We start from the raw sequence: 13,652 nt of genomic DNA, 5'->3' as shown, positions 1-13,652 counted from the left end.
AAAAAAGGCTTGGTACAAAACCAAGCCTTTTTTATTAATTCAATCAAGTGCTAATTTAAGCGTTATGAATTACGTAACACGTTTATGCGTTTATCTAACGGTGGATGGCTCATTAGTAGCTCTGTCATCGAACGTTTGCCATTGATACCAAAAGCCATCATAGAACCTTCAAGCTGTGACTCATGGCTAACCTTTAGACGCTCAAGCGCTGCTATCATTTTCTGTTTTCCGACCAATTGCGCTGCACCCGCATCCGCATGGAATTCGCGATGGCGGCTGTACCACATAGTAATAAAGCTCGCCAAGAAGCCGAAAATCAACTCCAATACCATAGAGACACCGAAGTAAACCATCATATTGCTTCCGCCTTCCTCTTCATCGCTATTTGACGAAACAATGTTCGCGATAAAGCGTGATAAGAAGATAACAAATGTATTCACAACACCTTGCATCAAGGTCATAGTGACCATGTCACCGTTAGCAATGTGACTCACTTCATGGGCAAGTACAGCTTCTGCCTCATCACGAGTCATATTATGAAGTAGGCCCGTTGAAACAGCGACAAGCGAATCATCACGCTTCGCACCGGTTGCAAATGCATTAATGTCCGCAGAATCATAGATCGCTACGGTTGGCATACCAATGCCTACTTGCTCTGATTGACGGCGAACCGTTTCCAGAAGCCAATGTTCTGTCTCGTTACGTGGGCTCTCAATCACCATGCCGCCAACAGAGCGTAACGCCATGCTTTTTGACATCATCAATGAAATAAACGAACCACCAAAACCAAATACAGCCGCCATTAACAGTAACCCTGACAGGCTACCAGGCTGCATCCCCGTTACAGCATAAACAATATTGAGTACAACACTTAACACCAGCACGACTGCTAGGTTGGTTGCTAAGAACAACATGACACGCTTCATTACTTTTCTCCGAAACTGGAAGCTTATTATTATATGTACCGCCAAGGCGCTCCTATCTTCGAGCATGAAGAAGGTTTTTACGTTTGGCAGCTGCAATAAAATACTTGTTTTATAGATATAGTCTATCTGTTTTAAAAACAAGGTTAAGTCTCAAATTGAAACATTTGTTTTCTTAAACGCTAAGATCGTAAAAAATATGACCAATTCATCGACATGCGTGATACCTCGCCAAGCACCAATAAACAGCTGTAAAAAGCATTAGACTTTGGTCTTATTGTACTTAAACCTAGGCATGCTAAATTTTGCTTAGATATAAAATCCACGAATAAAGGGATAACATCATGGTTGAAACTAGCAACTATCAAATGGCTATTGATTTACTTTGCTGTCACCTTGGTATTTCAGAGGAAGAAGCGAAACAGCAACTCGGCATCACTTCCGAGCATGCATCACAAGCGCATGTTGCAGAAATGCAGCAAGCTATGTTGGGGCTGACAAACGAAAAATAAGCGAGTCTCAACAAATGACAAAGGGCAGCCTCATTGGCTGCCCTTTATATTTTTATTTACTCACTTTTGGATTACGCAAAAAGAGGCTCTACATTAATGTATTTGCCTAACTCTTTACGCTTAACGCTTGGTACATAAGGAATCTCACCGATTTTTGGTGCGTCAATTTTCTGCTCAAGCATTTCAATAATTTCAGCATAGTGCTCTGTACCTGGGTTAACACGGTTAGCTACCCATCCCACAACATTAAGACCATCAGCTTTAATCGCATCAAGTGTTAACATTGCATGGCTTAAGCACCCAAGTTTAATACCAACGACAAGCACAACAGGAAGCTTTTCTTGTTGTACCCAAGTCGATAGGCAGTCTGCATCAGAGACAGGAACTCGCCAACCTCCTGCACCTTCGACAAGAACGATATCAGACTGTTGTTTGTGCTGCGCTAATTTGTCGCTTAATACTGAATACTCTATCTCGATACCTTCTGCTTTTGCTGCAATGTGCGGTGATGCAGGCAGCTCAAGAGCGTATGGGTTAACGTCATCATAAGCGACATCAACCGTAGATGCGTTTTGTAAAAAAAGCGCATCTGAGTTACGAAAACCCAATTCTGTTTTGTCACTACCAGCGGCAACCGGTTTGTAGCCAATGGTTTTAAGACCTTTATTCGCTAACGCGTTTAAAATTGCTTTAGAAGCAACTGTTTTTCCAACATCGGTATCCGTACCAGCAATAAAAAATGCATCAATCATCGATTAATAACCCCTAAACAAACCTGATATGTTGCAGGTAGAAGACCCTGATGGTTTTTGAATGTTTGATACGCTCGCTCAACTTGCATCAGTGCTTTGCGACTGGTCAAGCCTTGTGAGCGACCACTTACATGATTTGCACCAATGCCTTTTAAATCACGCATTAAAGAAAAAGCAGAATCGTACCAAACTGTGATCGTGGGCAAGTTTAGTCGATGGTTTTGGCATTCGGATTGCGCTAACGCAATTTTTACCTGATTGGTACTTATAAAATCATTGACGTGTTGATATGAGTCAATTTTCGCCCAAGATGCCTTTAACTCACAAAGAGAACCATCAAGCAGGGTAGAGAAAGCAGCTTGACCACAAGGTTTCAATACTCGACGAATTTCTCTTAGTGGTCGAGACAAGTCTTCACACCACTGCAATGCAAGGCTAGAAAACACAAAATCAAAACTCTCATCACCAAAAGGAAGCTGTTCAGCGTCACCTTGTTGATAGCTAACAGATTGATCTCCGCAGCGCTGCTTAGCTCTATTGAGCATTTCAGAAGAGAGGTCAAAGCAGACTACTTGAGCACCACGCTCAAGCAGACGTTTGGAAAAATAGCCGGTACCACACCCAAGGTCTAGAACCCTTTTGCCCTCTAAACTTACCGGGAGGAGCGTTAATAACTGTTCACCTACATCTCGCTGGAAAGCCGCATGAAGATCATAGCTTTTAGCCGCTTTACCAAATGCTTCAGCAATGGCTTGCTTATCGACCATTATTTCAGAGTTAATTGCAATAGCTTGGTTCATTAACCCACCTTTTCCAATGCTTTATATAAATGCTTCGCAAGCCATTCCACTTGCGATTTATCGTGGTTCGCTGTCAACGTAATACGAAGCCTAGCGCTACCTTTCGGTACAGTCGGTGGCCTTATCGCCGTCAACCAAGCACCGCTGCGGTTTAACTCTGCCGCCACAGCCATTGAGCGCTCTGCATCCCCAAGCACCAATGGCTTTATTGGTGTTCGAGTTTCAACATAACCAGGAAACGAAGAAAAACATTCTGCATAATAGTGCTGAAGCTCTAGGAGTTTGTCTCTTCGCCATTGTTCGGTTTGAATCATATTGAGCGCATATGTCAGTGCATACGCCTGTGCAGGTGGCATTGCCGTCGAATAAACATGATGACGAGAAAACTGAGTGAGGTAATCCCCAACCTCATGGCTACATAAAACTGCGGCTCCCGACAACCCGAACGCTTTGCCAAAAGTAACCACCAAGAGTTCTGGTTTAATGCCGAATTCGCTACAACTTCCGCGACCATCTTCGCCCAACACACCGACACCATGTGCATCATCTACAGCCAGCCAAGCTTTACCGTTGGTCACATCTCGAATTTGTTTTAACGGAGCACAATCACCATCCATGCTAAATACACCTTCGGTGACAACTAAAGCATCGGAAGTCAGACGTTTTTTCAAAGATTCGACGTCATTGTGTTTAAAGCGTGTCATCGTCGCTGGTGATAACATCCCCGCTTCCATCAAAGAAGCGTGGTTGAGCTTGTCTTGAATAAGCAAATCACCTTTTTCAAGCAATCCAAATAACAAAGCTTGATTGGCAGAAAACCCAGAACTAAACAAAATAGCTCGTTCAAAACCTAACCACTCACACAATGCCGCTTCTAAGTTTTTATGCGCTGAACTAAAGCCCGTCACCAACGGAGAAGCACCGCTACCATTGCCATACAAAGCAATGCCTTCCTGCCACGCCTTGGACAGTTCGGGAGCACAGGCTAAACCAAGATAATCATTACTCGAGAAATTGACGAATTTATCGCCATTGCACTCAAGTTCAGGACGGTTTCCAGCAGAAAGCGGCATTAACCTGCGAGTAAGGCCCGATTGCTCCCGACTTGCAAGAGCATGACGAATACGGTCGCTAAACGCTGGCATCGTAAAACAGATCATCTTTCGCAGGTCGAGAAGCAACTCGCTCCACCACACGATCTAATAAATCATTTTCTTCAATTTCATCTGGTTTCTGCGAAACTTCTTGGCTATTAATTCCAAGTTTCTCAAAAAGCATCATATCTTTATCTTCTGACGGGTTAGGTGTCGTTAACAGCTTACAACCGTAGAACACTGAGTTTGCTCCAGCCATAAAGCAAAGCGCTTGCATTTGTTCATTCATATCTTCGCGGCCAGCAGACAGACGTACCGCCGACTTAGGCATCATGATTCGAGCGACTGCTATCAAGCGAATAAAATCAAACGGGTCAACATCATCCACTTCTTCTAGAGGCGTCCCTTTGACTTTCACCAACATATTAATTGGCACACTCTCTGGATGAGTTGGTAAGTTAGCTAACTCGACAAACAAGCCAGCACGGTCGTTTGCATTTTCGCCCATACCAATGATGCCACCTGAACAAATCTTCATCCCAGCATCACGAACATGAGAAAGCGTATCTAGACGATCTTGATAGGTACGCGTCGTAATAATATTGCCGTAGAACTCTGGCGAGGTATCTAAGTTGTGGTTGTAGTAATCCAAACCCGCTTCTGCCAGTTCACTCGCTTGTTCCGGAGTTAACATGCCTAGCGTCATACAGGTTTCAAGCCCCATGCCTTTCACACCTTCAATCATTTTACGAAGATGCGGCATATCACGCTGTTTCGGATTTTTCCACGCAGCACCCATACAAAAACGTGTTGAACCAGCATTCTTCGCTTTTTCAGCAGCATCCAATACTCGATCGACTTCCATTAGACGCTCTTTCTCTATATCAGTCGTATAGCGGGCACTCTGAGGGCAATATTTACAATCTTCAGGACAGGCTCCGGTCTTAATCGACAGCAACGTGCTCACTTGAACGTGATTGTGTTGTTGAAATTGGCGATGAACCATTTGCGCTTCGAAAAGAAGGTCCATAAATGGTTTTTCCATGAGCTCACGAACTTGTGCAACAGTCCAGTTGTGACGTACTTCCACGTGCATTCCTTTAGTTATTAGATTTGTTACTTGGCTAGTCTAACCACACCCTGTAGACTGTCAACAATTAAGAAAATTAAAAGTTTACAAATGGTTAAAATTTAACCAATCCTATTTGGAGTTTGGTACATGGATCTCACCTTCGATCGCCGTCATATCTGGCACCCTTACACTTCGACGCTAACACCTCTAACCTGCTACCCGGTCGTCTCAGCTAATGGTGTTCAAATACAACTTGAAAATGGCAAGCAACTTGTTGATGGGATGTCATCGTGGTGGTCGGCCATTCACGGCTACAACCACCCTGCCCTTAACGCCGCTGCACATGGTCAAATTGATAAAATGTCTCATGTGATGTTTGGTGGCATTACTCATGAACCAGCGATTGAACTATGTAAAAAGCTACTTAACTTCGCGCCAAGCAACTTAGAACACGTATTTTTGGCGGACTCTGGTTCTGTTGCTGTGGAAGTGAGTCTGAAGATGGCACTGCAATATTGGCACGCAAAAGGTGAACAACGATCAAAGTTCTTAACACTGCGAGATGGCTATCATGGTGATACGTTTGCAGCGATGTCCGTTACTGACCCCAATAACTCTATGCACTCACTTTATAAAGGTTTTTTGCCAGAGCATATCTTCGCCGATTCCCCTAAAACAGGCTTCTGGCAAGATTGGGATGAAAGTGATCTAGAGAGCGTCAAAGATAAACTTTCACGACACCACAAAGAGATAGCAGCAGTTATTTTGGAGCCTATTATCCAAGGTGCTGGAGGGATGCGAATTTACCACCCTAATTTCCTAAAAGGTGTTCGTGAACTTTGCGATAGTTATGGTGTTTTGTTGATCTTAGACGAAATAGCAACAGGATTTGGCCGAACCGGGAAAATGTTCGCGTGTGAACATGCTGGTATTCAGCCAGACATTTTATGTGTAGGGAAAGCATTAACTGGTGGGTACATGACCTTATCCGCTACGCTGGCCACTAAAAACGTCGCTGACACTGTTTGTGGCGGTGAAGCAGGCTGTTTTATGCACGGGCCAACGTTCATGGGTAATCCACTCGCATGTGCGGTAGCAGAAGCAAGCATGACACTGTTAGAAAATGGGGAGTGGAAAGAGCAAACTCATCAAATTGAGACAGCCTTTGCCGAGTTGTTACCCAAGCTTAAGCAACACGCATTAGTTTCTGATGTGCGCTGGTTGGGCGCTATTGGTGTGGTTGAAGCAACGAAGTCCGTCAACATGGAAGTGATTCAAGCCCACTTTGTTGAGCAAGGCGTGTGGATTCGCCCATTTGGCAAGCTCATCTATATGATGCCGCCCTATATTAGCAGTATGGCAAACATTGAACAGTTGGTCGCAGCAATTGAATCTGCACTAAACAACCCTGACTGTTTTCAATAATCCCCTTCCCGCAGAAAGTAAAAGAGCGCATGACTCATCACGTCACTGCGCTCTCTATTATCATCAAACGATTGTTATTTCTGCTCAATCATCCAACGTTGGAATTCTTTACGCTCTTCTTCGGTAGCTCTGCTATACCATATTTTCAACTGCAGCGACGCCTCACTTTCTGCTTTTGTCTTAACTTCAGTCACTTGAGTTTTCTGCACCTGGTCTAGCTCTTTTTGAAGTTCACGAATGGTGCCAGATTCAAATATCAAGCCACGTTGCTGATTATATTCTTTGACTAATTTTTCGATATTTGAATACGGTAGAAATGTATCTGCAGGCGGCAATATCTCTTGAGTCGTACTAACGTCTTCCCCTTTTTGGGTTATTTCAAAGATGTCCGAACCAGATTTAACATTTTTGGTGATCGTTGACAGACGTTTCGAGTTTAGTTTTATTTTAGTCTTTGTCGACGAGTCAAGCATTGCAACAACAACATATGGCGGCGCTGAATAGTGCTCTTTCTTGCCACTTTCAATTAATTTACCACCAAAACTCAGCACCAATTGGTTTTGGCCATTCACTAACTGAATGTCTTCGGCATTTTTGATTTTCTCGCCATTGACAGAATGAATATCAACACCTTGTGCGAGCTCCACCGTTCCTGCATAACTCACGAGTGAAAATAAAGACAAGGCAAAAACCAGAACAGTACGCTTCATAAATACTCCTTATATGAAAAAAGCCAGTGCAATGCACTGGCTTAGATATTAACTTATATAAAAGCTAATTAGAACGCGATGTACATACCAGCAATTACGTTAGAGTAGTCACCTACATTTTCAACATCAGCGGCACCGTATTCTAGGTAAGCAGTAACATTTGAAAGTACAGCGTAATCAGCACCAACATAATAACCAGTCGCGGTATCATCTAGCTTAGTACCGTCAGCTAGCTTATCAGCTTGTACTTGGTGGTATGCAGCATAAATGCGAGCTTTATCGATTGTGTACGCTGCTGCTAGGCCCATAGATGTACCTTCATGGTTTGCAAACTCAAGTTTAACACCGTCGTTGTTACCACCAGATACACCAACTTCACCTTGGCCATCGTACTTAGTGAATGTAGCCGCTAAGTATAGGTTTTCGATAACATCTAGAGACGCAGAAATACCGTAAGCTGAACCGCCTTCTACGTAGTCAGGGTCAGTTTTCTTACCTTGGTCACCAGAAGCAAGGTAAGCAACTGCTACAGAGAATGCGTCTGTTGCGTAATCAGCAGAAACTGCGTAGTTAGCATCGTCATCTTCATCTGCACGAGTTTGGATGTCAGCAGAAAGCGCTAGGTTTTCAGCAACTGTTGTTTCGAAACGGATGCCTTTACCAGCAGACTCAGAAGAGTTGTAAACTACGTCAAATTCAGCCTGCTCGTTAGAAACTTCAGCCTTCTCTAGAGCACCGTAAGATGAACCAGTTTCACCGATAGATAACTTACCGAAATCACCTTTGAAACCACCAACAACATCATCGAATTTAGCAGCGCTGTTACCGTCGCCTTCGATTTCAAAAGAACCGAAAACTGCAACGTCATCGTTTAGAGCGTGCTCAAAGTCAATTTGAGCGTAAGCCCAAGTGTATACGTGTGCGTTTTCTTTTGACTTAGCTTCGCCATCTTTTTGAGCTTCACTAGTTTGAACGTAAAGATCAACTTCACCCTTAACAGCTACTGAAGTGCCGTCTTGGTTGTATAGTTCAAATGCGTTTGCTGAACCTGCTGCTAGAATAGCTAGAGCTACTAGAGTCTTTTTCATAATAATCCACTGCCTTTTCTTAATTTGGGAAATCCTTATCCGGTTCCCTTTATGTTTGTTGATGATGACTTTGAACTCTTATTGGTCAAATGTCATCGTCACTAAATTGCGAGGTCTAGATTGCAAAAGATTATCCTGCGTGTCAAATCTTCTAAAAAAACCAGATAAAAAAACATAAATTCAATGCAAAACAATAACTTGCATAATTTTGCGCACATTTTACGACCAACTTCATAAGCTTCCACTGCGCAAAGCAAAAAACAAATAAAACAGTCGCAATAGTCACATCAACTAAAAATTAACATAAAATAGCCTATACGTAGATTTTTACACTAATCGAGAAGCGGTTGTGGGGTTATATATTTTTTACATTTAGAAATTATTCTAAGTTCCTGATGGTTCAGTTTTTTTTTGTGAACAAGATCCACATTTGGTTAATAAGGATTCTATTTCGTGAGCTGAGTAGTACTTAGATAACTGTGCTATCATCCCTCTCCCGTTATAGAGATCGCAGTATGACAACCAGTAAAATCCAACAATCCATTCGCCACAGCTATCAAAATCTACAGTCTCAGCTTGATAACTTTGTACCTCGCCGCGCGCAGAACTATCTCGTTGCAGAAATAGCTAAGACTCTTTGTGGCGACTATCACAAATCAACACGTATTATTGTGGCTGAAGCTGGAACGGGAATTGGTAAGTCTCTCTCTTATTTAATGGCGACGATTCCCGTTGCGCTGTTCAATAACCGTAAAGTTGTCATCTCCACCGCTACCGTTGCGCTTCAAGAACAACTGGTCAACAAAGACCTGCCTCTATATAGAAGACTGACAGATCGTGAGTTTTCTTTCATTTTGGCAAAAGGAAGACAGCGTTACTGCTGCGCAGAGAAACTCGCATCCGCTTCCGGAGTTGATGGCGGCCAGCTCGCTATGTTTGAAACAAAACCTAAAAAGAAAGACATTGACCAGCTAGAACTGATGTACAAAAAGCTTGCTGAGAACAAATGGGATGGTGACCGAGATTCCTGGCCAAAACCGATCAGTGATGAAATCTGGCAAATGATTGTCAGTGACAAACATAGCTGTAACGGCAGCATGCCTGCACACCGAGGATGTCCTTTCCAAAAAGCTCGCTCAGAAATGGACAAAGCAGATGTCATTATTGCCAATCATAGTTTAGTTATGGCTGATGCTGACCTAGGCGGCGGCGTAATCTTACCTGAACCTGAAAATACAATTTATGTATTTGATGAGGCACACCACCTACCTCATGTCGCCAGAGACCACTCCTCTGCAGCGGCTAGTCTAAAAGGTGCAGCGACTTGGCTAGAGCGACTCAATCAGTCAGTTGCAAAATTTGCGGGGATGGCTGATGAAAAGCGTGTCAGTCGATTTAGAAATGAGCTGCAAGATTCTGTACAACAGTTAATCCCCTCTTTATCTCAACTGGCAACTCGTTTCGATCCTGCCCATTTTAATGAGAGTATTTACCGCTTTGAAAACGGCAAACTACCAAGCTGGCTAGAAGAAGAATCTAAAGAGCTAAAAAAATTGTCGCAAAAAGGTGCTCAAGCGGTAGGTAAAGTGGCGGATCTAATAGCGGAGCGTGTTAAAGATGGTGAGCTCTCTAGTCGGTTAGCTGAACCTGCATTGGCAGAATTAGGTTTCTTCATCCAGCGGATGGACAATTTAGCCGCGGTTTGGAACCTAATGGCTGAACCTCAACGAGAAAAAGGAGCACCTTTAGCTCGTTGGTTAGAAGTGAGCCCTGAGCGAGATGGTGATTTCATCGTCAATGTTTCTCCTCTAGAGGTTGGTTGGCAACTTGACCAACAGCTTTGGAGTCGATGCGTCGGTGCGGTACTCACCTCAGCGACAATGCGAGCTTTGAACTCATTTAACTTTTTCTGTCGACAGGCTGGGATCAGTGAAAAACCAGAAGATGGGGTAAGATTTTTGGCTCTCGCTTCACCGTTTGATTACCAAAATCAAGCGGAACTTTATGTTCCTAAAATGAAGTACGAACCTCAAGCACCTCAATTTACGGAATATCTTATCGAAATTTTGCCTAACTTAATTGAGGACAAACAAGCTAACTTGGTTCTATTCTCTTCATATTGGCAAATGAATAAAGTTGCAGAGGCTCTTTCCACAGATTTCGTTAAAAGGGGCTGGGCTTTACAAGTTCAGGGCCAGGAATCGCGAACAGAAATTCTCAATAAACATAAAACGCTGATCCAATGCCAAAAAACCAGTGTCTTATTTGGAACGGGGAGTTTTTCTGAAGGTTTGGATCTACCGGGTGAGCTACTAGAGAATTTAATCATTACCAAAATTCCCTTTGGTGTACCGACTTCTCCAGTAGAACAGGCTCATGCTGAGTACATAGAAAATCGAGGTGGTAACCCATTTATGCAAATTACCGTCCCAGAAGCGAGTAAAAAGCTGATTCAATCTGTCGGACGCCTGCTGCGTAAAGAGAGGGATTCTGGTAAAGTCACCATCCTAGATCGCCGTATTGTGACTAAGCGTTACGGAAAATCGCTGCTGGATTCTTTGCCGCCTTTTAAGCGTGTCATTGAACACTAAAGTCTATTGACCTCATAAATAAAAGAACAACGAAATATGGAATTACTTGAGCCAACAATGCTGTTGGTGTTGGCCTTAGTTGCTTTCTCTGCTGGATTTATCGATGCTGTCGCTGGTGGTGGTGGGATGTTAACCGTCCCTGCCTTGCTATCTTTAGGCCTACCACCGCATATTGCACTTGGCACCAATAAACTAGCCGCTACCTTTGCTTCCTCTACAGCAGCTTTCACTTACTATAAGAAACGTTTATTCAAGCCACGCTGCTGGAAACGCGCTTTTGTATCAACCTTAATTGGCGCGACGCTTGGGACTCTATTTGTCGATCTCATTACCACAGAGTGGCTAGAAAAAATCTTACCGCTGATTATTTTAGCCGCAGCCGTCTATACTATTTGGCATAAAACACCAGACGCTAATCGCAACGAGATGCCCCAACCTTGCCCTGTCTTAAACAAAAAACAGTACGCTCAAGGCATGCTGCTTGGTTTTTATGATGGCGTTGCTGGACCAGGGACTGGCGCTTTTTGGACGGTTAGTTCTATGGCGCTCTATCGGCTAAATATTTTGCTCGCCTCTGGTTTAGCAAAAGCAATGAACTTTACCAGCAACTTCACCTCTTTAGTGACCTTCGCCATTTTGGGCCATATTGATTGGGTACTAGGTTTAACTATGGGGGTTTGTTTGATGGCTGGCGCATTTGTAGGTGCCCACTCAGCAATTCGTTTTGGGGCTAAATTCATTCGACCAGTCTTTGTCACTGTTGTCAGTATTCTTGCAGTAAAACTCGCTTATGAAGCTTGGTTTGTCACCTTATGAGTCGCTTTCAGCAATTAACTGCAACACTCGAACAACTCGCTCAACAAGCACATGAGCTAGACAAGCAACGCGGCGACAACTACAAACCTCTTTTTGATGAGCGGTTATTTCCCTGTAAATCCAAACGTCTATTACCTTGTGTTGAAGAAACACAAATCACATTAGAGAGTATTCTAAGAGAAGAAAAAACCGGGCAACTGGACTCATCACGAGCAGAATACTTAACAGACAAGTTAGTCGCTCAAATCAGTGCGATACAACGAGAAATTGCCACTACTGGTATCCGCCGCGCTGAGCCAAAGCATCATCGCTATATGCAGAGCCCCTTAAACGAACTTCAACAACACTTAGCTCAACATTGCGAATGGGAAAGACGACTCATTGAAATGGTCAAAGATAAACAGCGTAAACTCAATTCATTGCCACCATTTCAACGAGTTGAAGCAGAACAAGATTTATTAACGACGGAACAACGTTTAAAACGCTGCCAAGAGGCAAAGCGTAAGATTGAAAATCAAATCACGTACCGAGAGAGATACAGATAAATGTCAACACAACCAACAGGATTAGAAAACGCGTCGGACGAAATAAAGCTCGCCGTTGACCTTATCTACTTATTAGAGAGCAACGAAGTGGATCCAAAAGTCGCACTTCAAGCAATCAATATTGTTAAGTCGGATTTAGAAAGCAAGTTGGAGCAAGCTCAAGCATGTACCAACTAAACGTCAACCTGAACCAATTTCTCTCCGAGTTTTGGCACAAAAAGCCAACGATAATCAAACAAGGGTTCGTTGATTTTATTGACCCTATCTCTCCCGACGAATTGGCAGGTTTATCGATGGAGGAAGAGGTCGATTCACGCTTTATCTCCAACATAAATGGTCAGTGGAAAGCCAAACATGGCCCCCTAGAAGAGTCCCTGTTTTCTGAACTTGGCGAAAGCCATTACCAACTGATTGTCCAAGCGTGTAATCATTGGCATTTAGGCGCGGCAGAGCTGGTCGAGCCATTTCGAGGGATCCCTCAATGGTTATTTGACGATCTAATGGTATGTTACTCAGCGCCGGAAGGCGGCGTCGGCCCACATATTGATCAATATGATGTCTTTATTATTCAAGGCAGTGGTAAACGTCGATGGCGTGTAGGAGCTCTAGACCAAGGCCAATATCAAGAATCTGTTCAAGCGGGCGCTCTTCGTCAGATAGAAGGCTTTGATCCGATTATTGATGAAATTTTAGAGCCTGGAGATATTCTCTATATTCCGCCAGGCTTCCCACACGAAGGCAATACCATAGAAGCAAGCATGAGCTACTCGATGGGCTTTCGTTCTCCAAAAGAGCAGGAACTGCTTAGCAACTTTGCTGACTATGTATTGGCAAATGAAAAAGGCGATGTCCATTTACATAACCCGTCAATGAACACCCAACAACACAACGGAGAGATACTAAACTCTGATTTAGCTCTTCTGACCAAAATGCTCAAAGCGACACTTGAGTCGGAAAATGACGTCGCAGACTTTATGGCGACTACATTAAGCCAGTCTCGCCACCAGCTTGATATCGTTGAACCTGATGAGGCATATCAGCCTTTGGAAATCCGTTCTCATTTGGATGCCGGCGGGTCGGTTGTAAAAGTCTCTGGCTTACGCGCACTTTATAACCAAAACAACAAACAGGTTATTTACATTAATGGTGACGCTTACCCAGTCACAGATGGAGTGTTAACCACCCTTCTCTGCAATCAAACTAGCATCTCAAGCTCTGATATCGATCATTTACCAGAACAAGAGCTCGAACTTCTAACTGAGTTAGTTAATCTAGGCTTTTGGTATTTAGACTAAATGGTCATTTAGACTAGGCAAGTACTTCG

At 43.4% G+C, this 13,652-nt stretch carries 14 protein-coding genes; 7 read left to right on the top strand and 7 right to left on the bottom strand.

The features are described 5' to 3' along the window. Nucleotides 1-62 precede the first annotated feature (62 nt). Entirely contained in the window at nucleotides 63-926 is an 864-nt protein-coding gene (gene htpX / locus GVO60_RS12145; RefSeq protein WP_159654372.1) for a protease HtpX, read from the bottom strand. Nucleotides 927-1,267: 341 nt separating this feature from the next. On the opposite strand from htpX, the gene GVO60_RS22440 reads away from it, so the two are divergent. Next, nucleotides 1,268-1,435, top strand: coding sequence for a hypothetical protein (locus GVO60_RS22440; protein WP_167522339.1), 168 nt, complete (start codon nucleotides 1,268-1,270; stop codon nucleotides 1,433-1,435). 71 nt (nucleotides 1,436-1,506) lie between these two features. Here the strand turns inward: GVO60_RS22440 and bioD are convergent, their stop codons facing one another. From bioD to bioB, 4 genes are read right to left on the bottom strand one after another with little or no spacing between them, the layout of a single operon-like run. Next, nucleotides 1,507-2,187 (bottom strand): dethiobiotin synthase, encoded by a 681-nt coding sequence (bioD, locus tag GVO60_RS12140; protein ID WP_159654370.1) that lies wholly within the window; start codon nucleotides 2,185-2,187, stop codon nucleotides 1,507-1,509. Next, a complete protein-coding gene (bioC, locus tag GVO60_RS12135; RefSeq protein WP_159654368.1) occupies nucleotides 2,184-2,987 on the bottom strand; it encodes a malonyl-ACP O-methyltransferase BioC in 804 nt (267 codons plus the stop codon). The genes bioD and bioC overlap by 4 nt, the downstream gene beginning before the upstream one ends. Further along, complete coding sequence (bioF, locus tag GVO60_RS12130; RefSeq protein ID WP_159654366.1) at nucleotides 2,987-4,132, bottom strand: 8-amino-7-oxononanoate synthase; 1,146 nt, start codon at nucleotides 4,130-4,132, stop codon at nucleotides 2,987-2,989. The genes bioC and bioF overlap by 1 nt, the downstream gene beginning before the upstream one ends. Next, nucleotides 4,119-5,171, bottom strand: a complete 1,053-nt coding sequence (gene bioB, locus GVO60_RS12125; RefSeq protein ID WP_159654364.1) for a biotin synthase BioB — start codon at nucleotides 5,169-5,171, stop codon at nucleotides 4,119-4,121. The genes bioF and bioB overlap by 14 nt, the downstream gene beginning before the upstream one ends. Before the next feature lie 129 nt (nucleotides 5,172-5,300). Between bioB and bioA the strand changes: the two genes are divergently transcribed. Next, a complete protein-coding gene (bioA, locus tag GVO60_RS12120; RefSeq protein WP_159654362.1) occupies nucleotides 5,301-6,578 on the top strand; it encodes an adenosylmethionine--8-amino-7-oxononanoate transaminase in 1,278 nt (425 codons plus the stop codon). A 74-nt stretch (nucleotides 6,579-6,652) separates the two neighbouring features. Here the strand turns inward: bioA and GVO60_RS12115 are convergent, their stop codons facing one another. Both GVO60_RS12115 and GVO60_RS12110 read right to left on the bottom strand, forming a co-directional pair. Further along, a complete protein-coding gene (locus GVO60_RS12115; RefSeq protein ID WP_159654360.1) occupies nucleotides 6,653-7,288 on the bottom strand; it encodes a DUF2057 family protein in 636 nt (211 codons plus the stop codon). Between the two features lie 68 nt (nucleotides 7,289-7,356). Next, nucleotides 7,357-8,376 carry a porin gene (locus GVO60_RS12110; RefSeq protein WP_159654358.1) on the bottom strand — a complete coding sequence of 340 codons (1,020 nt, stop codon included), beginning with the start codon at nucleotides 8,374-8,376 and terminating at the stop codon, nucleotides 7,357-7,359. 515 nt (nucleotides 8,377-8,891) lie between these two features. On the opposite strand from GVO60_RS12110, the gene dinG reads away from it, so the two are divergent. Genes dinG through GVO60_RS12085 form a run of 5 tightly spaced genes read left to right on the top strand, consistent with a single transcriptional unit; the run spans nucleotide 8,892 to nucleotide 13,623 of the window. After that, a complete protein-coding gene (gene dinG / locus GVO60_RS12105; protein WP_159654356.1) occupies nucleotides 8,892-10,967 on the top strand; it encodes an ATP-dependent DNA helicase DinG in 2,076 nt (691 codons plus the stop codon). Between the two features lie 36 nt (nucleotides 10,968-11,003). Continuing rightward, nucleotides 11,004-11,783, top strand: coding sequence for a sulfite exporter TauE/SafE family protein (locus GVO60_RS12100; RefSeq protein ID WP_159654354.1), 780 nt, complete (start codon nucleotides 11,004-11,006; stop codon nucleotides 11,781-11,783). Continuing rightward, nucleotides 11,780-12,328, top strand: coding sequence for a primosomal replication protein (locus GVO60_RS12095; RefSeq protein WP_159654352.1), 549 nt, complete (start codon nucleotides 11,780-11,782; stop codon nucleotides 12,326-12,328). Before GVO60_RS12100 ends, GVO60_RS12095 begins: the two co-directional genes overlap by 4 nt. Further along, nucleotides 12,329-12,505 carry a pleiotropic regulatory protein RsmS gene (rsmS, locus tag GVO60_RS12090; protein WP_159654350.1) on the top strand — a complete coding sequence of 59 codons (177 nt, stop codon included), beginning with the start codon at nucleotides 12,329-12,331 and terminating at the stop codon, nucleotides 12,503-12,505. It begins immediately after the preceding gene. Then, the gene (locus GVO60_RS12085) at nucleotides 12,493-13,623 is read left to right on the top strand and encodes a cupin domain-containing protein (protein ID WP_159654348.1); all 1,131 of its coding nucleotides are present in this window, start codon (nucleotides 12,493-12,495) and stop codon (nucleotides 13,621-13,623) included. The genes rsmS and GVO60_RS12085 overlap by 13 nt, the downstream gene beginning before the upstream one ends. The last annotated feature ends 29 nt before the right edge of the window (nucleotides 13,624-13,652 follow it).

It is taken from the genome of Vibrio atypicus, assembly GCF_009811315.1.
In the GTDB taxonomy this organism is placed as follows: domain Bacteria; phylum Pseudomonadota; class Gammaproteobacteria; order Enterobacterales; family Vibrionaceae; genus Vibrio; species Vibrio atypicus.
The sequence above is the reverse complement of the archived record's forward strand: the minus strand, read 5'-3'. Positions and strand labels throughout refer to the sequence as shown.